Source organism: Roseovarius arcticus (assembly GCF_006125015.1).
GTDB lineage: Bacteria > Pseudomonadota > Alphaproteobacteria > Rhodobacterales > Rhodobacteraceae > Roseovarius > Roseovarius arcticus.
Map to the genome: position 1 here is coordinate 146,002 of NZ_SZZN01000001.1, position 20,323 is coordinate 166,324.

Below are 20,323 nucleotides of genomic sequence, written 5' to 3' on the forward strand. Positions count from 1 at the left end.
CGCGAGAGAATGGACACTAAAATGACCAAACAAATGACAGCGGCCATTATCGGCGGCGGTGTGATCGGCGGCGGATGGGCCGCGCGGTTTCTTCTGAACGGGTGGGATGTACGTATCTTTGACCCCGACCCGGAGGCCAAGCGCAAGATCGGCGAGGTGCTGGACAACGCGCGCCACGCGCTGCCGATGCTCTATGATTATGCCATGCCAGCTGAGGGCGCGCTGAGCTTTCACGACACCGTCACCGAAGCTGTCAAAGGCGCGCACTGGATCCAAGAGAGCGTGCCTGAGCGGCTGGAGATGAAGCACAAGGTCTATGCCGAAATTCAAAGCGCCTGCGCCGAGGATGCCGTTATTGGCTCGTCCACTAGCGGCTACAAACCAACCGAATTGCAGGAGGGTGCCGCGCGCCCCGGTCAGATCATGGTCTGCCACCCGTTCAATCCGGTCTATTTGCTGCCGCTGATTGAGGTTGTCGCGACGCCTGCGTCTGACCCGGCCATCGTCGATCGCGCCGCCGAAATCCTGACCTCAGTTGGCCTATACCCCCTGCGCGTGCGCAAGGAGATCGACGCGCATATCGCCGACCGGTTCCTTGAGGCTGTCTGGCGCGAGGCGCTGTGGCTGGTCAAGGACGGCATCGCCACGACCGAGGAGATCGACAACGCAATCCGCTACGGCTTTGGCATTCGATGGGCGCAGATGGGCCTGTTCGAGACGTATCGCGTCGCAGGCGGCGAGGCCGGGATGAAGCATTTCATCGACCAATTTGGCCCTTGCCTGAAATGGCCGTGGACCAAGCTGATGGACGTGCCTGAGCTGACCGACGAGCTGGCCCAGATGATCGCTGACCAGTCCGACGACCAATCGGGCCACCTCACCATCCGCCAGCTTGAGCGCAAGCGCGACGGTAACCTGATCGCTATGATGCGCGCGCTCAAACAGCAAGGGAATGCCTCTGGCCGCCTGCTGAACTCGCATGAAAAAACGCTGCGGCCTGTACTGCAGGGTGGCAGTCCAATGGTCAGCCTACGCCGCACTATACCGGTCGACTGGACCGACGTGAACGGCCATATGAATGAGGGGCGGTACGGGCAAGTCTTCTCAGACGCCGCCGAAGAGGTGATGGCGTATGTCGGCGCGGATGACGCGTATATCGCGAACGGCCTCAGCTATTTCACCGTTGAGACGACGACCAAGTATCTGGCGGAAACACGCGCTGGCGAGGCCGTCGAGGTGCACACCCGCGTCACCGAAGGGCAGGGCAAGAAGCTGCGCTGCGTCCATGAGCTAAAGCGCGCATCAGACGCCGAAGTGTTGGCCACGTGTGACCAGTTTATGCTGCACGTTAGCCTTGAGACGCGGCGCACCTGCGATCCGTCGCCAGACGTCGCCGAACGCGTCGCCGCGCTCGCCGCCGCCCATGAAGGAGCGAAATCATGAATTTTGGACTAACCGACGAACAGGAAATGATCGTCTCGACGGTGCGCAGCTTTGTCGAGAAGGAGATTTACCCTCACGAGGCCGAGGTCGAGCGCACAGGCGAAGTGCCAGCCGACGTGGCCGAAAAGATTAAGCAAAAGACCCTCGATCTGGGCTTCTATGCCTGCAACTTCCCCGAAGACGTCGGGGGCGCGGGTCTGTCACATCTGGAATTCGCGCTGGTCGAGCGCGAGCTTGGTCGTGGCTCCATGGCGCTGACGCATTTCTTTGGCCGGCCGCAGAACATCCTGATGGCCTGCGAGGGCGAGCAGCGCGAGCGGTATCTGCTGCCCGCCGTGCGCGGCGAGAGAATGGACGCGCTGGCCATGACCGAGCCGGGCGCCGGATCGGACGTGCGCGGAATGAAGTGCAGCGCAAAACGCGACGGCGGTGACTGGGTCGTCAACGGCACCAAGCACTTCATCTCGGGCGCCGACCACGCCGATTTCATCATCGTCTTCATTGCGACAGGCGAAGACGACACGCCCAAGGGGCCGAAAAAGCGCATCACGACATTCCTTGTCGATCGCGGCACGCCGGGGTTCACCATCCGCGACGGATATAAATCGGTTAGCCATCGCGGCTACAAGAACATGATCCTTGAATTTGATAATTGCCGCCTGCCGGACGCGCAGGTTCTGGGCGAGGTCGATGGCGGCTTTGCGGTGATGAACGAATGGCTCTACGCCACGCGCATCACGGTCGCCACGATGGCTGTCGGCCGCGCGCGTCGCTGCTTTGACATGGCGCTGAATTACGCGGCAGAGCGCGAGCAATTCGGTCAGCCTATCGGGAAGTATCAAGGTATCAGTTTCCAGATCGCGGACATGATTACAGAAATCGACGCCGCCGACTGGCTGACCCTCGCCTCCGCATGGCGGCTGGATCAAGGCCTGCCCGCCAATCGAGAGATAGCGTCGGCCAAGCTCTACGCCAGCGAAATGCTGGCGCGCGTCACCGATGCGACGCTCCAGATCTATGGTGGAATGGGCCTGATGGATGATTTCCCGATCGAGCGTTTCTGGCGCGATGCGCGGGTTGAGCGTATCTGGGACGGCACGTCTGAGATACAGCGCCACATCATCAGCCGGGATCTGCTGAGACCGCTGGGGGCCTGAAGCTACCGCTGCGTCAAAAGAACTTTGATGCCTCCGGCGGGGATACTTAAAGCAAAAAGAAAAGGGGGCGCCGAATTTGACGCCCCCGAAAAGGTAAAACCCTTTCTCCTTGCACGGTCATCGGCGTCCCCGCCTGTACCGTGAGTTCATACTGACCAAGAGTGGTTAATCATGCGTTACCAGCCTTTTCGTCTTACTTTAAGTATTCTCGCCGAAGGCATGGAATCTCTTTCGGGGGAACATTTGCAATGACACGCGACCTAACACGCTTAATTCGCCCGAAATCTATCGCCGTCATTGGCGGTGGCGTCTGGTGTGCGTCGGTGATTGAGCAGTGCCGCCGCATGGGTTTCGACGGGCCGATCTGGCCGGTGCACCCAAAGCGCGCTGAGATGGCCGGGCAGGCGACATATCCGTCAATCGCCGCCCTGCCGGGGGCACCTGATGCGACGTTCATCGGCGTCAACCGATCTGCCACAGTCAACGCGGTGCGCGATTTGGCCGCCATAGGTGCGGGCGGCGCGGTCTGCTTTGCCAGCGGTTTTCGCGAGGTGCAAGCAGAGATGGGTGATGGGGATGCCCTGCAAGATCAATTGCTTGAGGCGGCGGGGGATATGCCAATCATCGGGCCCAACTGCTACGGCTTCATAAACTATCTGGATGGTGCGCTGCTGTGGCCCGATCAGCACGGCGGTGAGCGCTGTGACAGTGGCGTCGCGCTTATCACCCAAAGCTCGAACATCGCGATCAATCTGACGATGCAGGCACGCGGCCTGCCGCTGGCTTATGTGGCGACTGCTGGCAACCAGGCGCAAACGGGGTTGGCCCAGATTGGGCTAGCACTGCTAGATGACCCCCGCGTGACCGCGCTGGGCCTGCACATTGAGGGCATTGGCGATCTGGATGCATTTCAGACACTGGCCCAGCAGGCGCAACGCTTCGGCAAGCCTATCGTCGCGCTGAAGGCCGGAAAGTCGGCGCAAGCGCGTGCGGCGGCAGTGTCCCATACCGCCTCGCTGGCCGGCAGCGATGCAGGCGCGCGGGCGCTACTACGGCGGCTGGGCATTGCGCAGGTGGATAGCCTGCCTGAGTTGCTGGAAACGCTCAAGCTGTTGCATCTGGCCGGACCGCTGGCGTCGAACCACATCGTCTCGATGTCCTGCTCTGGCGGCGAGGCAAGTCTAATGGCTGATGCCGCCGTCGGGCGTGGCGTGTCGTTTCCCGAGTTGAGCGTGGCACAACGCACGGCCCTGCGCGCAGCGCTTGGTCCCATGGTGGCGCTTGCCAACCCGCTGGATTACCACACATTTATCTGGGACGATGTGCCGCGCATGACCGAGGCATTTACCGCGGCGCTTACCGGGGATGTTGCTCTAGGCTGCCTCGTCGTCGATTTTCCGCGCACCGACAGGTGCAGCGATGCCGCGTGGGATTGCACCATTACCGCGGGTGCTGCGGCGCAGCAGGCGACCGGCACGCCGTTGGCCTTCGTTGCGACCCTGCCGGAAAACTTGAGCGAGGGTGTCGCGCGCCGTATCACGGATGCGGGCCTGATCCCGCTCTTGGGTATTCAGGAGGCGATGACAGCGATCGAGGCTGCTGCTGCGCTGGGTCGCCACCGCCCCGCTGGGCGCGTTCTGCCACCGGGCGGCGAGTGCCCCGCTACCGTGCTGAGTGAGGCAGAAAGTAAGGCTGCGCTGGCGGCCCATGGCGCTGACGTGCCGCGAGCGCAGCGCGTTCAAGCCGCAGCACTGGAAGTGGCGGCGCGCGAGATGCCCATGCCACTGGTGCTGAAGGGCGAAGGGTTCGCGCACAAGACCGAGGCGGGCGCGGTGGCGCTGAACCTCACCTCACCGGACGCGGTAGTGCAGGCTGCTGCCCGCATGAACGCCCCCGCATATTTGCTGGAGGAAATGATCACGGGCGGTGTGGCTGAGCTGCTGATAGGGGTCGTGCGCGACCCGGCGCACGGCTTTGTCCTGACGCTGGCAGCGGGCGGCGTGATGACCGAGATATTGCGCGACAGCGTGTCGTTGATCCTGCCTGTCACCGCTTGCGATGTCGATGAAGCGCTGGATAGCTTGCGCATCGCGCCCCTGCTCGCGGGGTATCGCGGCCAGCCGGGCGCGGACCGCGGCGCTATTGCACGCGCTGTGATGGCTGTGCAGGACTACGTCATAGAAAACGCCCAAACCCTACAAGAGGTCGAGATCAATCCGCTGATCTGCACCCCCACACGCGCCGTCGCGGCGGACGCACTTATCACGACAGGAGAACAGCCATGACAGACAGCCCAATCAAGACCGAAACACGAGGCCGCGTTCTTGAGGTTACGCTGGACCGGCCCAAGGCTAACGCAATCGACTTAAAAACCAGCCGCCTCATGGGCGAAGTCTTCGCGAGCTTTCGCGACGACGATAACCTACGCGTCGCAATCATCACTGGTGGCGGCGACAAATTCTTTTGCCCCGGCTGGGATCTGAAGGCGGCGGCAGACGGCGATGCAGTCGATGGCGATTACGGCGTTGGCGGCTTTGGCGGTATTCAGGAACTGCGCGGCCTGAACAAGCCTATCGTTGCCGCCGTTAACGGCATCTGCTGTGGTGGCGGGCTGGAACTGGCCTTGGGCGCTGATATCATCATCGCTGCCGATCACGCGCAGTTTGCGCTACCCGAGATCAACTCGGGCACCGTGGCCGATGCGGCAAGTGTGAAGCTGCCCAAACGCATACCCTACCACATCGCCATGGAAATGCTGCTGACTGGCCGCTGGATCGACGCAAGCGAGGCCGCGCGCTGGGGCATGATCAACCGCGTCGTGCCAGCCGCCGAGCTGATGACAGAGGCGCGCGCGTTGGCCGATAAGTTGGCAGATGGCCCTCCTCTCGTTTACGCGGCGCTGAAAGAGATCGTGCGCGACGCCGAAGGAAACGACTTTCAAACTGTGATGAACAAGATAGCGCGGCGGCAGTATCCCACCGTCGATGCGCTCTACTCCTCCGAGGACCAGCTTGAGGGCGCGCGCGCGTTTTCGGAGAAACGTGACCCGGTCTGGAAGGGGCGCTAAGATCAGGCGCGGGGTGCTATACGGAGGCAGTTCGCGCGCGATCAGATTATCGAGATGACACCCCATTGTGGAACCGATACATACAGGGTTTATAGATGAGGTTCTGTTGACGAAATGACGCACCAAGATAGCGGCAGCCGCACATGGCTAGTAACGCCTGACCTCCTTGGCTTTGTCGATAGGGACGGACAATTTTTCGATACCAATCCTGCTTGGATGTCTTTGCTCGGCTACACAGCCGAGGAAATTCGCAGCCAACGATTTTCTCATTTTGTGCATCCTGATGACATAGACGAAGCAAACAAAGCGTTCGAGGGTTTGATGCGCGGCAAACCCGCCTTGAATATTGTTAGCCGATATCGCTCCAAGGGTGGCAACTACCAATGGATTTCATGGAACGCGGTGCCGGAGGGCGATAATTTCTTTTGCAGTGGACGGTGCGTCACCGTTGAAAAGGAAAATGAGGCAGCGTTGCGCACCCGCGAGGAAGAGGCAAAGCTGCGGGAGCAATTCATCGCCGTTCTGGGCCATGACGTGCGCAATCCGCTGGCCGCGATTAACGCCGCATCACGGATGATCGGGCGCACCACCAAGGATGCGCAGATCACCGAGATGGTGGAGTCGATTCAAGGCTCGACAGGGCGGATCGCGCGGCTGATTGACGACGTGATGGATTTTGCCCGCGCACGTCTGGGCGGTGGCCTGAACATTGATCGCTACGACGATCACGACGTCAAACCGATCCTTGAGCATACGGTAGGCGAAATATCGTTGGCCCATCCCGAAACCGAAATTCTTACGGAATACGATTTCTGCGATCCGATCAATTGTGATGCCGGGCGGATTGGTCAGATGATCTCGAACCTTCTTGCCAATGCCGTGCAGCACGGCGCCAAGGGCGAGATTGTCACGCTTGCTGCCTATGACGACGCCGGTATTTTCTATCTCTCGGTCATGAACCGTGGCACGCCTATACCGGACGATATCGCGCCCAAGCTATTCGAGCCGTTCTCGCGCGGAGGCCTAGACGAGTCGCAGCAGGGTCTTGGCCTCGGTCTGTTCATCTCGCGCGAGATCGCGCGCGCGCATGGCGGCGACCTGACCATGGAATCCAGCGAGAGCGGGACGGTCTTTACCTTCCGCATGCCGCGCCGCCGGTGACGGCGACAGTCGCCGCGCCTAGCCCGTGACGATATCGCGCTGGTCCTCCAGCCCCATCGACACCAGCAGCGGCGATTCCTCCTGCCGCTCCTGAAACGTGGCCTTGCCGTCCAGCCCTTGCCAGCCGAATGAAATCAGCGACTGCGCCACCGCCCCGCCCAGCGTCGTGCCGGGGCCGGTAATGATGAACATATCCGGCGCGAATTCTTGGGCCGCGATGCGGATTGCGCGGGCGAAATCATAGGTTTCAGTCACCTGCGCGCCCAGCGTGTACTCATGCAGCAATGCGGTGTCCGTGCCATGCGGCCACCAGATCGCACCGCGCCCGTCGATCATCGGCAGCGATGGCTGCGCAAATAGCGCGGCAGGCAGCGCGGCACGACCTGCCTCGGCCACTGGCGCCTGCAGGGCCGTGTGAAATGCCGCGTGATGGGGCAGGCGCATGGGAAAACGGTCCTCGATGCGCGGCACCGACGCCTCGAATTCGGCCAGTCCTGCGGCATCGCCGGCCAGCACCAGCATCCCGCCAAGGTCGATTGAGAGGCGCAGCACGGCGCCCTCGTCATCGATCTGGCGCACTGTTTCCAGCAGCGCCGCGCGGCGCCCGGGATCGGGGCGCCAGTCAGGCCCGGCGCAGGGATACACCAGCTGGCCGCCGATGGACGCCTCCTGCATCAGCCGCCCCATTGTGTTGACCACCTGAAAGCCGCCTTCAGCGTCCAGCGCGCCTGCGGCTGCCAGCGCTGTATACCAGCCCATCGAATTTCCGGTAACGGCGACAATCTCGATGTCATCGGCCAGCGCCATCCGGTCGAGGTAGGAGCAGGCGTAAATCAGCGGTGACGCGGCATCGCCGGGGGTGTGTGTGGCGGTGGCAAACCGCTCGGCGCTGTCCAACTCGGTGACGGGCGTCTGGCCTTCTGCGCGGCGAAGGGCGTCGAACGTATCCAGTAGCGGGGCGCCAGCGTGGTGGCGGCCCAGATAGCCCAGCTCGGCCTTGTTGTAGGTGCCCCGGCCGGGGCAGATCAGCACGGCGCGGCACGTCATTCGCAGGCCTCCCTTGCGGCGGCAACGATGCTATCACGCGAGGGCATAGTGGCGGCATAGGCCGGGCCGGTCGCGATAAAACTGTCCTCGGCGGTCAGGCGGCTAACCGGCATTTCTGCCCGCTCAACAAAGAGGGCCATTAGCGCCTCGGCTTGTCCGCCTGAGCGGCGGCACTCATCCACGATCAGCACCGATTTGCACCCCCGCGTCGCGGCGATCAGCGCCTCGGCTGGCAGGGGCGCGATCCAGCGCATGTCGATCACACGCGCGTCTATCCCTTCAGCCTCCAGCGCTTCCTGGGCCTGCCGCGACAGGTAATACCCGTTGCCGTAGGTCACGATCGCCAGATCGCGTCCCTGCCCATGCACGCCGACGCTGCCTAGGGGAATTCGCTCGTCCGGGCCGGGATACGTTCCCATCCAGCCACCATCCCCGACCTCATGTAGATCGCGCATCGGGTAGAGCGCGATTGGCTCGACAAAGACCACCACCCGCTGCTCCTCCCGCGCGAGCCGAACACATTCGCGTAGCATCAGCGCGGCGTCGGGGCCGGACGATGGGCAGGCGACAATCAGGCCGGGAATATCGCGCAGCACGGCCAGCGAATTGTCATTGTGAAAATGCCCGCCAAAGCCCTTTTGGTATCCGAGGCCAGCAATGCGCAGCACCATCGGGTTGGTGAACTGCCCTTGGGAAAAGAACGGCAGCGTCGCCGCCTCGCCGCGCAACTGATCCTCGGCGTTGTGCAGATAGGCGAGGAACTGGATCTCAGGCATCGGGATAAACCCGTTATGCGCCATACCAATGGCAAGGCCGAGGATGCTCTGCTCGTCCAATATTGTATCGATCACTCGGTCCGTCCCGAACCGCTGGTGCAGGCGCTGCGTTACGCCGTAAACGCCACCTTTTCGGCCCACATCCTCGCCCATCAAGACGATCTCGCCGTGGGCCAGCATCAGATCGGTTAGCGCCCAGTTGATCAGGCGGCTCATTGGCTGGGGCTGGTCCATCTGCTTCATATCGCTGCCGAAGATCGCTGCGCGCGCCTCCGCGCTTGGCCCGTTTGTCGGTGTGCAGTCGCGCTTGGGCGGGACAATGCTGGCCATCACGTCGCTTGCTGTCTTCAGCTGGGGCCGCTGCACGGCCTCTGCCGCGACACGCTCTACCCGGGCGTTCGTCGTGTCGTATATGGCGAGGGCATCCGCACGGTCCAGCGCGCCTGCGGTATGCAGCAACCGGACACTGTGCAGCAGCGGATCGTTCGCCTCCTCTGCCTCTACCTGCGCTGTGGGCAGGTAGGTGGTGGGTAGGTCCGCACCGGCATGGCCGTAAAGGCGCACCATGTTCAGATGCAGGAACGCTGGCTTGCGCTGCGTGCGAACGTAGCGCGCCGCCTCTGCCGCCGCGCGGGCAGTGTCGTAGATATCTAGGCCGTCGGCGGCGAAATACTTGATGCCGGGGCGGTGCTGCATACTGGCCGCGATCCAGCCCTTGGGTGTCTGGGTCGAGATGCCGATGCCGTTATCCTCGCATACCAGCAAGAGGGGCAACGGCACCGACTGGACGCTGGTCCAGCCTGCCGTATTGATGGCGCCCTGCGCGGTCGAATGGTTGGCAGATGCGTCGCCAAAGGATGCCATGGCGATGCCATCATGTGGCAGCATGCGATGCTCTGGCGGGCGGCGGCGAGCAAGGCCCAGCCCATACGCCGCGCCGACCGCCTTGGGCAGGTGCGAGGCGATTGTCGAGGTCTGCGGCGGGATCATCAGCGCCTTTGACCCCAGCACCTTGTGACGCCCGCCGGAAATCGGATCTTCGGACGAACAGGCAAAGCTGAGCAGCATGTCCCATAGCACCGACTGCCCCGGCACTTGGCCTGCGCGCGCGATCTGGAACGCGGCGTCGCGGTAGTGCAGAAATGCGATATCATCGGGTCTCAGCGCATGGGCAACTGCCGCCATCCCTTCATGCCCGGACGATCCGATGGTGTAGAACCCTTGGCCCGCCTTTTGCATCGCGCGGCTGGTGCGATCTAGCGCGCGGCTGAGGCATTGCGCGCGAAAGAGCGACACCGCATCGGTATCGCTTAGCGCGCCGGTCGGCATGGTGCCTTGCGGTAGATCGCCCGATGCGGCGCGGGCGCGGAAATTCTCATGCACGATCTGCGCGCGATCCATCGGGGCACTCCTGTCGGTGGCGGCTTGGCGCGCACTTTGCCCGCGCCCCGCGTGCACCTCAAGCCTTGTTTTCCGCCGTCCCGCCCGGCTAAGTCAGGCGGGCGAGGACGGGGGCGCATGTAATTTGACAGATCTGCTGGACATCAGGGACGTGTCGCTGACCATCGAGGGGCAGAGCATCCTACACGGTGTCACCTTATGCGGTGACCAACGGCGCATCGGCATCGTCGGGCGTAACGGATCAGGCAAGAGCACGCTCGCGCGCGTCATCGCAGGGCTACAATTGCCCGATAGTGGCACCGTGCGCGTGCGCGGCGTCGATGTAGCAAAGGACAGGCGCGCAGCGATCCGCACAGTCGGCATCCTGTTTCAAAACCCGGATCATCAGATTATTTTCCCTACCGTGGATGAGGAGATCGCCTTTGGCCTACGCCAACTGGGCCAGAGCGCGGCCGAGGCAGAGGAGAGCACGCGCGCGATCCTCGCCCGATTTGGCAAGGGGCACTGGGCCGGCGCGGCGGTTCATCCGCTAAGCCAAGGGCAAAAGCAGCTGCTTTGCCTCATGGCGATCCTTGCCATGCGCCCCAAGCTGATCGTGCTGGACGAGCCTTTGTCGGGCCTCGACATCCCCACGCGGATGCAGCTTATGCGCTATCTGGACGGGGCGGAGGCGCACTTGATCCATATCTCGCATGACCCCGCCGTGCTGGCGCACTATGACCGCTTGCTTTGGATCGCGGATGGGCGCATCGCCGGGGACGGCGCGGCCGGAGACGTGCTTGGGGCATTTTCCGCTGATATGCAGCGGCTGGGAGGGATGGATGATATCTCTGACCTCGCCGGTTGAAACCTGGGCGCACCGCTGGCGCGCGGGTGCCAAGCTGGGGGCGCTGTGCCTTGCAACGATGGCTCTTTTTGCGATGGGTAGCGTGGTGGGGCATGCGGTGGCGTTTGCGCTGATGCTGGCGCTCTATGCGGCGCCGGGGCTGGTGTTTTTCCGCGCGGGGATGGCGCGGCTGCGCATGTTGTGGCCGTTTTTGGCGATCATCGTGATTTGGCATATCGTAACAGCGACGCCGGGGCAGGGCGCGGTGATCGCGCTGCGGCTGGTGACGGCAGTAGGGCTGGCAAACCTTGTAACGATGACGACGCGTCTGTCGGACATGATCGGCGTGGTCCGCTGGCTGGCAGCACCCCTGCGCCGGTTTGGTGTGAGCACACGCGCGCTGGAGCTGGGGATCGCGTTGGTTATCCGGTTTACGCCTATGCTGGCGGGCAAGGGAACCCAACTGGCCCGCGCTTGGCGGGCACGGTCTGCACGAAGGCCCGGCTGGCGGATCGTGCTGCCGTTTACCTTATGTGCGATAGACGACGCCGAGCATGTGGCCGACGCAATCAAAGCAAGAGGCGGGGTCTAAGACCAACGCAAGGGCTGCATGGCGGCGCGCTGTCATCGGCTCTTTGTTAATTACCTGTTGCCACACGGACCCATTCCATTGCACCTAAGCCCCTACGCCCCCGAAAGGAGCCTGCCCAATGGAACGCAACATCGCCCTCGTCGCATTATTCGCCGCGCTGATCGCCGCCTTGGGCATTATTCCTCAGGTTACGCTGCCCTTCGGCGTGCCGATCACGGCGCAAAGCCTTGGGGTGATGCTGTGCGGCACCGTTCTGGGCGCGAAACGCGGCACGATGGCGGTGCTGCTCTTTATGCTTCTGGTCTGCCTTGGCCTTCCGCTTTTGTCCGGCGGGCGCGGCGGTCTTGGCGTGATTGTATCGCCCACAGGTGGATTTTTCATCGCCTTTCCAGTCGCCGCATTTATCGCGGGCCTCATCACGGAAAGTTGGCGCAGCGTGCCGCTTGCCGTCTCGGCAGGGGTCGCGGCGGCGGTGGGCGGGATTGTCCTCTATATCTTTGGCATCATCGGATTGGCCCAGGTGCTGGACAAAACACTGGGCGAGGCCGCGCTATTGGTCACCGCGTTTATTCCGGGCGACGCGGTGAAGGCAGTGCTGGCTGGCCTCATAACCTCAGCGCTCTACCGCGCGCGTCCTCGTGCGGTGCTGTCGCGTGCCTAAGGTGGTTCGGTTCAGGCGATGTGGCAGAGCCGGAACGCATCGTAGATCGCGGCGTGCACGTTGCGACTGGCCTGCGCGTCCCCGACGCGGTGTAGCTGGTAGCCGCCCCTGCCCATAGGTTGCGGGCGCCGCGCGATCAGCGCGTCCACATCCGTGACGCCGTCATTGCCCGACGCGCCGCGCAAGGCTGCGAACATCTCATTATCCGGCACGGTCCCCATGTCGACGATCACCTGATCGACGTTCATCTGCACCTCGGCATGTGTCAGCTCATTCAGCAGGGTCGCTGTCAGCCGATTGTCCGCCCGCGCAACTGATACCAGCCGCAAGTCGGGTATCGCCGCGAGCCCGGCCCGCGAAAACTCGGTGCGCCAGCGGGTCGTCTCAGCATAGGTCAGATCCTGCGCCAACCCTGCGTCGATCGTGGTAAATGCAACCTCGGCGCCAGCATCATGCGCCAGTTTGGCGGCCATGGGCGCGGGGTGGCGGCCTGTGCCGTCCCAGACCAGCACCCTACCTTCGGGCTTGGCCTGACCGCCAATGACATCCCACGCGGATATCACCAGATCGGCGCCTGCACCAAACTCTGTCTGCGGTAGGCCCCCGGTGGCGAGGATCACCAGATCGGGGTTTAGCGCCTCGATGTCGGCGGCCTCCATGTAGGCGTTGTAGTGGACGTTAACGCCTGCGCGCTCCAGCTCGGCCAGTCGCCAGTCTATGATGCCCGACAGATCGCGGCGCCAGCCGGTGGCGGCCAGCACCAACTGCCCGCCCGGCTGCGCTGCGGCCTCGTGCACGCTGACATCATGCCCGCGCAGGGCCAGTACGCGCGCCGCCTCAAGGCCGCCGGGGCCAGCGCCGACGACAACGGCACGGCGCCTACGGCCCGCCAATTTCACGTCATGCGGCAGCAGTGTCTCGCGGCCCGTGACGGCGTTATGCAGGCATTTGGGACGGTATTGCGACTGGCAATGCTGCGCGCCGACGCATGGCCTGATGCGGTCCTCTTGCCCCGCCGCCAACTTAGCCACCAGGTGCGGATCAGCGATTTGTGCGCGCGTCATTCCGGCCATGTCCAAATGGCCCGCCGCCACCGCATGCCGGGCCGACGCAAGGTCGGATATACGCGCCGCATGGAACACCGGCAGGCCGACCTCGCGCTTGAACCGTCCGACATTTTCGACCCACGGCGCGATAGGCGTGCCAATTCCCGGCATATTCTCCATCACCAAGGCGCGCATGGTGTCCATTGAGCCGTAGATGGCGTTAAAGAAATCGATGCCGCCCGCCGCCTGTAGCATTTGCGCGGCGCGTACGCTTTCCTCGGGCCGAAGCATCCCGTCTGGACCTTCGTCCACGACCCAGCGGATGCCGATGATAAACGCGTCGCTTGTGGCCTCGCGCATTGCCTCATGCACCATCAGGGTAAAGCGCATTCGGTTCTCCAGCGAGCCGCCGAATGCGTCAGTGCGCAGGTTCGTGCGGGGCGACAGGAACTGGCCCAGAATATGCCCGCCGGTCAGCGTCTCGATCCCGTCAAGGCCGCCCTCCTCGCAGCGCTTGGCGGCGGCGGCATAGGCCGCGATCACGCGGTCTATGTCGTGGCGGTCCATCTCGCGCGGGATGGCGCGGTGCAGCGTTTCGCGCAGCGCCGAGGGGGCGATGGCGGGCATCCATTCGTCTTGGTATGGGTCAGCGCGGCGACCCAAGTGAGTGATCTGGCACATCAGCGCCGCGCCGTTTTCGTGCATCCGGTCTGAGAATTTTTGCAGATGCGGGATGATCCCGTCATCGCCCACATTCAACTGGCTAAAGATATTGGGGCTGTCCGCCGCGACATTGGACGAGCCGCCGAACATCGACAGGCCGATACCGCCGCGCGCCTTTTCGGCGTGATAGGACTGGTAGGCCTCCTGCGGATAGCCGCCCACCTGTAGTCCGCAGGCGTGGCTGGTCGACATGATCCGGTTGCGGATCGTCAGCCCCCGGATTTGCAGTGGTTGCAGCAGTGGATCGCGGGTGGCGGCGCTGGGTGTATCCTTCATGGGGTGTCCTTTCAGACTTAATCTGGCCGGGTAAAGGGTTGCGCGGTGCGGGTTAGCCCGCCATCGACGCGGATATTTTGCCCGGTGATGTAGGTGGCGTTCTCGCCCGCGAGAAAGGCGACTACGGCGGCGATCTCATCGGGCCTGCCGGGGCGGCCGAGGGGGACGTGGGCGGCGACCTCGCGCAGCCGATCGGGCGTGTATTTGGCGCGCAGGGCGTCCGTCATAATATAGCCGGGCGCGACGGCGTTGACGGTAACGCCGTGATGCGCGACCTCGGCGGCCAACGCTGCGGTCATGCCGTCCAGTCCGAATTTCGACGCGCAATAGGCCGTGTTGCCGGGATTGCCAAGCACGCTCCAGATTGAGGTGATACTGACGATGCGGCCCCAGCCCTGCGACGTCATATGCGGCAGACACGCGCGGGTCAGCGCGTAGGGGCTAGTAAGGTTCGCGGTCATCATCTGCGCCAGCGTTCCGGCATCCGTGTCGACCATAGTACCCTTGATATTGATCCCGGCGTTGTTGATCAGGATATCGGGTCTGAGGGTATCCGCGGCCTCCGTACAGGCGCGCTGCAGCGAGGCCGGATCGTGGTAATCCAACTGCATATAGCCAATGCTGGCGTCCAGGCCTTCGGGCCGCGCATCCGCACGCCCGGTGATGGTGCAGGCATTGCCCGCTGCCGCCAGAACCGCCGCGATGGCCGCGCCGATGCCGGTGCCTGCGCCGGTGATCAGGGCTGTGCGGCTCATGGCGCATCCTCGTAGAGATAGCAGGCCGTGCGATGGGCAGGGCCGGTGCGGCGGGCATCGGGATGCACCTTTGCGCAAACCTCCATGGCGTGAGGACAGCGGCCCAGATAGCGGCAGGCGCGGGTATCGTCGCGCAGCGGGTTGTAAATGTCGCGCGTGCTCGCTCCGGCATGTCGCCCCTTGTCTAGCGTGCCCAGCAACTCTTGCGTGTAAGGGTGCCGGGGGTCCGCATAGACGGCCTTCGTCGGCCCAACCTCCAACAGCTTGCCAAAGTACATGATCGCAATACGGTCGCACAGAAAGCGGGCGACATGCAGGTCGTGGGTGACAAAAACGATGGTCAGATCATGCGTGTCGCGCAGGCGTTTCAGCAAGTTCAGGATCTGCGCGCGCACCGATACGTCCAGCTTGCTGACAGCCTCATCGGCGAACAATACCTTAGGCCGCGTCGCCAGCGCCCGCGCAATGGCGGCGCGTTGCAACTGCCCGCCTGACAGCTCATGGGGAAAGCGACCTCTGAACTGCGCGCCGAGCCCAACATCGACCAAGAGCGCATCAATTGCGCTATCCATATCCTTCTTTCCGGCCAAGCCATGCAGGCGCAGCGGAATTGCCAGCGCCTGCGCGACAGTGTGGCGCGGGTTCAGCGAGCTAAGCGGGTCTTGAAATACCATCTGCATCGCGCCGCTGCTAAGATCCAATGGCGCGCCATCTAGCGTTACGGCGCCGCTGGAAACGGGATGCAGGCCAAGGGCGGCCTTGCAGATCGTCGTCTTGCCACTGCCGCTCTCCCCTACAACGCCCAAAATTTCGCCGCGGCTGACAGCCAGATCGACATGATCGACAGCGTTAAAGACGGTGCTGCGGCCCTGTAATTGCGAGAGCAGCCCTGTCCCGGCGCCAAAGCTGACGACGACATCGTCAAATCGCAGGAACGGATCGGTGGCGGCAGTTAGTGTTGCGGCGTTCATGACTGCACCCCGGCCCGGTCGGCCTTGATGCAGCGCACTTCGCCGTGGCTCGGCACATGGTGCAGCGGGATAGCGTGATCGCACGCCGCCTCGTGCAGGGGGCAGCGCGGGGCAAATCGGCAGCGATTATCAGGCCATTGCCCGGTGCCGACCTCGCCTGCGATTTCGGTCAAGGTGTCCACATCGCCCTCCAGCTCGCGCGCGGTCTGGACGAGCCCTCGGGTGTAGGGGTGGCGGGGTCTTTGCATCAGCGCCTCGGTCGCGCCCTGCTCTACGATCTGGCCTGCGTACATCACGATGATGCTGTCGCTGATCTGCTCTGCAATTGTCATGTCGTGCGTGATAAAGATAAAAGACGCGTCCACCTCGCGGCGCAGCTTGTCAAAGAGGTCAATGATCTGCCGCTCCACCAGATTGTCGAGGTTCGTGGTCGGCTCATCCGCGACGATCAGCGATGGTCGTGCGAACATTACCAGTGCGATCAGGCAGCGTTGCAACATCCCGCCGCTTAGTTGGTGGGGATACTTGCGCAGCGCAGTTTTCGGGTCAGCGATATCGACCTGCCTCAGCGCCTCGGCGGCGCCCTGCATGATGTCGCTATGCCCGGCTGGATGGCGGCGCCCGGCGGCGGCGAAGTGCCAGCCGATGGTTTTTACCGGATTAAAACTGCCGACCGGGTCCTGAAAGATCATAGCCAGCTCGCCGCCGCGCAGCGCGTCGAACTCGGCGGCTGGAAGCGTGGCAATATCGCGCCCCTTATAAAGGATGTGATCGGCCTTCAGCGATCCGGTGGCGGGCAGCAGGCGCAGCAGTGCCTTTGACGTCACAGTCTTGCCCGATCCGCTCTCGCCGATGAGGCCCAGCACTTTGCCATGCTCAAGCGTGAAGCTGACATTCGACGAGACTGGCAAATCGCCCGAACCGAGGCGAAAGCTGACGTTCAGGTTTTTTACATCAAGTAGCGGCGCGCTCATGCGTCCCTCGCTTTCAGTCGCGGGTCTGCCAAATCACGCAGGCCGTCGCCCAAGAGGTTCAGCGCTAATAGCGCGATGGTCACGGTGAGGCCCGTCATGGTCAGCACCCATGGCGCGCGGCGGAAATATTCCTGCCCGTCGGCCATGATGACGCCCAAGGACGGGGTAGGCGGCTGCACACCGAGGCCAATGAATGACAGCCCGCTCTCAATGACGATGCCAAAGGCGACAGCGATGCTGGCCTGCACCAAGATGGGCGCCGAAATGTTTGGCAATATCTCGCGGAACAAGATGCGCGTCGTGCTTTGCCCCATGACTTTCGCGGCCTGAACATAGGCATCGCCGCGCACGATTTCGGTCGTGTTACGCGTGATGCGGGCAAATATGGGCAGGTAGACCAGCATAATCGCCAGCGCCACGTTGGTCACGCCAAAGCCGAGTGCAACCATGAGGAAGAGCGCGAGCACGAACGCCGGAAAGGCGAACAGCAGATCAACGACGCGCATCACGATCGCGTCGAACCAGCCGCCGAGGTAGCCGGCAAACAGCCCCGCCGTGATCCCTATGCACATCGCCGCCAACACGCCCGAGACGGAGATCAGCAGCGATATGCGCGCCCCCTCCATCACGCGGGCCAGCACGTCCCGGCCAAGGCTATCAGTGCCGAACGGGTGCGACCACGAGGGCGGTTTTAGCACGGCGGTGAAATCGAATGCCCCGCTGCCCCAAGGCGAGATGATCGGCCCGATGGCTATGGTGAGCAAAAATAACGCGGTAATCGTCGACCCGGCCAGTGCCGCGCGGTTTTGCATGAGGATTTTAAGTTTCATGGTGCTACCTCGCGCGCCGCGGGTCGAGCGCCGCACAGATCAGATCGACGACGTAGTTGACGCCCAGAACGATGGCCAAAAACATCACCGCGCAGGCCTGCACCACGAAATAATCGCGCGCAAATGCCGCCTCGACCATCAGCGAGCCGACACCATTGACGCCAAAAATCCGCTCGATAATGACGACGCCGCCCAGAAGGTAGCGGATCTGGAGGCCGATCACGACGATGAACGGGATCACCGAATTGCGAAAAACGTGATGAACGAACCGAAAGCGCCCTGAATGGCCTAGCGATTTGGCGACGGTCACATGCTCGCGGTCCAGATTTTCGATCAGCGAGGTGCGCAGCGTGCGCGTGAACACGGCCGCCATCGGCGCGGCGATAGCCAGTGCCGGCAAGAAGCCGGAGTGAAGCGCGCCTACGATCGACTCCGACGCCGGGATGAAACCGTAGGAAGGAAAGAGCCCGAGGCCGATGGATAGGCCAAGGATCAGCATGTAGCCGAACCAAAAGTCTGGCATTGATACGCCAAGGACGGCCAGAGATGTCGCGCCCGTGTCGATGAAATTGCCGCGATTTACAGCGGCCAGCGTGCCAAGGATCAGGGCCAGAACGACCGCGATGCTCATGGCGTATAGTCCGATAAAGATTGTATTTGGCAGGCGAAACGCAAGCAGTTCGCCAATGTCTGCACCCGACGATACCGACAGAGACTGGCCGAAATCGAACCGCAGGATGCCGCCCAGCCAATCGAAATATTGCACCAACAGCGGCGCGTCGAGGCCCCTCTCGGCATTAAATCTGGCGATCGTTTCGGGCGTTGCAAAGTCGCCCAGCACCACCAGCGCCGGATCGCCCGGCGCGGCCTTCATCACAAAGAACACAACGACGGTGCCAACCAGCATCGTGATCAGCGCGCCGCCGAGGCGTGTCAGGAAATACTTGAGGCCGGAGGGCATTCAGGCGTCTCTCACTTGGGTAGGGATGCCCCGCACACATGGGCGCGAGGCGTCTTTGTTATCGCAAAGTCAGCAATCCTTGACCTCGGCCAGTTGCGCGCCAAAGCCTGAATAGGGCCGCTGCACGAAGCCCTGCACCTTTGGGGCGAGCAGATTATGCACGTTGCTCTCAAAGCACGGCAGGACCGGGCAGTCCTTGATCGCCAGCGCCTCGGCCTGGCGATAAAGCTCGCCGCGCGGGCCCAGATCCAGTATGCGACGGGCCTCCTCCAGCAGGGCGTCAACCTGCGGGTTCGAGTATTTCTCGTAGTTGCGCGACCCGTTGGTGTGATAAATCTCGTACGCGTATTCGTCGGGGTCAATGAGGCCTAGCCAACCCCAGATTGACGCTTGGAAATCGCCTGCCTGCTTGCGCTGGTAAACCGTGCCGCTATCGGACACCTCGACCGTGAAGTTCACGCCCAGCACCTGATTGACCTGCAGCACGAACACCTCGGCAAAACGCTTCCACCAGCCTGAGCCCCATGTCAGCACGGTCGCCTCGGTGCCGGCCCCGTACTTGGACAGCGCCAGCTCTTTTAGCGCCTCCTCGGGATTCATCATTGTCTCGGCGGGCGCATCCTGGGTCGCGGCCCATGAGATTGAGTTCGGCACGACGCCGTTCGCGGTGCGGCCCTCGCCAAAGAGGACAACATCCACCATCGCCTGGCGGTCAAACGCCATCGAAACGGCACGGCGGAAATGAACGTCGTCAAAGGGCGCGACGGCATTGTTAACGCTGATAAATCGGGTGTTGGTGCCGGGTGCCTTCAGCACCTGAACACGGTCGTCGTTTTCCAGATCGGGAATGTCTGCGAAGGGTGCGGTGCTGGTCAGATCAATGCTGCCACCCAGAAGGGCGGTGACGCCTGCCGACTCCTCGGCGATCAGGGGGATTTCGACGATATCGACCATAGGCAAGCCGTCCTCGAAATACTCGGTGTGCTTGGCCAGCGTAAGCGACGCGCCGGGCTGATACTCGGTTAGCTTAAAGGGGCCGGTGCCGACAGGATTGGTCGCGAAATCATCGGGCGTGCCGTCTTTGAGCAGGTGCATCGGGACGATTTGGCTGCCGGTGCGCGTGTTCGTCAGATAGCTGAGCATTGGTGCGAACGGCTCGGCGGTCTCAATCTCGACGGTGTAGGCGTCAGGCGTGCGAATTTCGGAAATAGGCGCAAACTTAGATTGGTGCGGCGAAGCGGTCGCGTCATCACGCAGCCGGTCCAGCGTAAACTTGACATCCGCCGAGGTCATTTCGACGCCGTCATGGAATTTCACGCCCTCACGTAGCTTAAACCGCAGGATCGTTGGGCTGACACTCTCATAGCTTTCTGCCAGATCTGGGACGATATTCATGCTCTCATCGAACTTCAGCAGGCAGTTGAAAACGCCCCAAACGACGTAGGATTCCGGGATCAGCGTGGTCTGCGCCGGGTCTAGTGTATTGATAACATTATATCCCGTGATGCCCGCGCGTAGCGTGCCGCACGCGGCCTCGGCGCGCCCGGCCCAGAGCGGCAGCATCGCGAGGGTGGTCGCGGCAGCGCCCGATTTCAGAATCGCCCTGCGGCTAACCTTGTGGCTGATGTTGCTTGGTTTTGTCATTGTCAGTCCTCC

At 62.7% G+C, this 20,323-nt stretch carries 17 protein-coding genes; 8 read left to right on the plus strand and 9 right to left on the minus strand.

Going from position 1 to position 20,323, the window contains the following annotated elements; genetic code table 11:
* The first annotated feature begins 21 nt into the window (after positions 1–21).
* The 5 genes from MK6180000_RS00710 (at position 22) to MK6180000_RS00730 (ending at position 6,828) form a co-directional block, all read left to right on the plus strand.
* On the plus strand, positions 22–1,443 hold the full coding sequence (locus MK6180000_RS00710) for a carnitine 3-dehydrogenase (RefSeq protein ID WP_138932979.1): 1,422 nt from the start codon (positions 22–24) through the stop codon (positions 1,441–1,443).
* Positions 1,440–2,600, plus strand: a complete 1,161-nt coding sequence (locus MK6180000_RS00715) for an acyl-CoA dehydrogenase family protein (RefSeq protein WP_138932980.1) — start codon at positions 1,440–1,442, stop codon at positions 2,598–2,600. The genes MK6180000_RS00710 and MK6180000_RS00715 overlap by 4 nt, the downstream gene beginning before the upstream one ends.
* Before the next feature lie 248 nt (positions 2,601–2,848).
* A complete protein-coding gene (locus tag MK6180000_RS00720; RefSeq protein ID WP_138932981.1) occupies positions 2,849–4,885 on the plus strand; it encodes an acetate--CoA ligase family protein in 2,037 nt (678 codons plus the stop codon).
* Positions 4,882–5,667: a carnitinyl-CoA dehydratase gene (locus MK6180000_RS00725; protein WP_138932982.1), complete on the plus strand. Its 786-nt coding sequence runs from the start codon at positions 4,882–4,884 to the stop codon at positions 5,665–5,667. The genes MK6180000_RS00720 and MK6180000_RS00725 overlap by 4 nt, the downstream gene beginning before the upstream one ends.
* A gap of 114 nt (positions 5,668–5,781) precedes the next feature.
* Positions 5,782–6,828, plus strand: coding sequence for a PAS domain-containing sensor histidine kinase (locus MK6180000_RS00730; protein WP_138932983.1), 1,047 nt, complete (start codon positions 5,782–5,784; stop codon positions 6,826–6,828).
* An 18-nt stretch (positions 6,829–6,846) separates the two neighbouring features.
* On the opposite strand, the gene MK6180000_RS00735 is transcribed toward MK6180000_RS00730, so the two are convergent.
* Together MK6180000_RS00735 and MK6180000_RS00740 are read right to left on the minus strand one after the other, a co-directional pair.
* Complete coding sequence (locus MK6180000_RS00735) at positions 6,847–7,875, minus strand: ACP S-malonyltransferase (protein WP_138932984.1); 1,029 nt, start codon at positions 7,873–7,875, stop codon at positions 6,847–6,849.
* Positions 7,872–10,052 (minus strand): thiamine pyrophosphate-dependent enzyme, encoded by a 2,181-nt coding sequence (locus tag MK6180000_RS00740; protein WP_138932985.1) that lies wholly within the window; start codon positions 10,050–10,052, stop codon positions 7,872–7,874. The genes MK6180000_RS00735 and MK6180000_RS00740 overlap by 4 nt, the downstream gene beginning before the upstream one ends.
* A gap of 124 nt (positions 10,053–10,176) precedes the next feature.
* Between MK6180000_RS00740 and MK6180000_RS00745 the strand changes: the two genes are divergently transcribed.
* From MK6180000_RS00745 to MK6180000_RS00755, 3 genes are all read left to right on the plus strand, one after another.
* Complete coding sequence (locus MK6180000_RS00745; protein ID WP_246040386.1) at positions 10,177–10,899, plus strand: energy-coupling factor ABC transporter ATP-binding protein; 723 nt, start codon at positions 10,177–10,179, stop codon at positions 10,897–10,899.
* Positions 10,874–11,470, plus strand: coding sequence for a CbiQ family ECF transporter T component (locus MK6180000_RS00750; protein ID WP_138932987.1), 597 nt, complete (start codon positions 10,874–10,876; stop codon positions 11,468–11,470). Before MK6180000_RS00745 ends, MK6180000_RS00750 begins: the two co-directional genes overlap by 26 nt.
* Positions 11,471–11,588: 118 nt before the next feature.
* Positions 11,589–12,131 (plus strand): biotin transporter BioY, encoded by a 543-nt coding sequence (locus tag MK6180000_RS00755; RefSeq protein ID WP_138932988.1) that lies wholly within the window; start codon positions 11,589–11,591, stop codon positions 12,129–12,131.
* 11 nt (positions 12,132–12,142) lie between these two features.
* Here the strand turns inward: MK6180000_RS00755 and MK6180000_RS00760 are convergent, their stop codons facing one another.
* From MK6180000_RS00760 to MK6180000_RS00790, 7 genes are all read right to left on the minus strand, one after another.
* Complete coding sequence (locus tag MK6180000_RS00760; RefSeq protein ID WP_138932989.1) at positions 12,143–14,176, minus strand: NADH:flavin oxidoreductase; 2,034 nt, start codon at positions 14,174–14,176, stop codon at positions 12,143–12,145.
* Between the two features lie 17 nt (positions 14,177–14,193).
* Positions 14,194–14,931 carry an SDR family NAD(P)-dependent oxidoreductase gene (locus MK6180000_RS00765; protein WP_138932990.1) on the minus strand — a complete coding sequence of 246 codons (738 nt, stop codon included), beginning with the start codon at positions 14,929–14,931 and terminating at the stop codon, positions 14,194–14,196.
* A complete protein-coding gene (locus MK6180000_RS00770; RefSeq protein WP_138932991.1) occupies positions 14,928–15,902 on the minus strand; it encodes an oligopeptide/dipeptide ABC transporter ATP-binding protein in 975 nt (324 codons plus the stop codon). Before MK6180000_RS00770 ends, MK6180000_RS00765 begins: the two co-directional genes overlap by 4 nt.
* On the minus strand, positions 15,899–16,876 hold the full coding sequence (locus MK6180000_RS00775) for an ABC transporter ATP-binding protein (protein WP_138932992.1): 978 nt from the start codon (positions 16,874–16,876) through the stop codon (positions 15,899–15,901). The genes MK6180000_RS00770 and MK6180000_RS00775 overlap by 4 nt, the downstream gene beginning before the upstream one ends.
* Positions 16,873–17,706 (minus strand): ABC transporter permease, encoded by an 834-nt coding sequence (locus tag MK6180000_RS00780; RefSeq protein ID WP_138932993.1) that lies wholly within the window; start codon positions 17,704–17,706, stop codon positions 16,873–16,875. Before MK6180000_RS00780 ends, MK6180000_RS00775 begins: the two co-directional genes overlap by 4 nt.
* Positions 17,707–17,710: 4 nt before the next feature.
* Positions 17,711–18,667 (minus strand): ABC transporter permease, encoded by a 957-nt coding sequence (locus tag MK6180000_RS00785; RefSeq protein ID WP_138932994.1) that lies wholly within the window; start codon positions 18,665–18,667, stop codon positions 17,711–17,713.
* 69 nt (positions 18,668–18,736) lie between these two features.
* Entirely contained in the window at positions 18,737–20,311 is a 1,575-nt protein-coding gene (locus MK6180000_RS00790; protein WP_138932995.1) for an ABC transporter substrate-binding protein, read from the minus strand.
* Between the last annotated feature and the right edge of the window lie 12 nt (positions 20,312–20,323).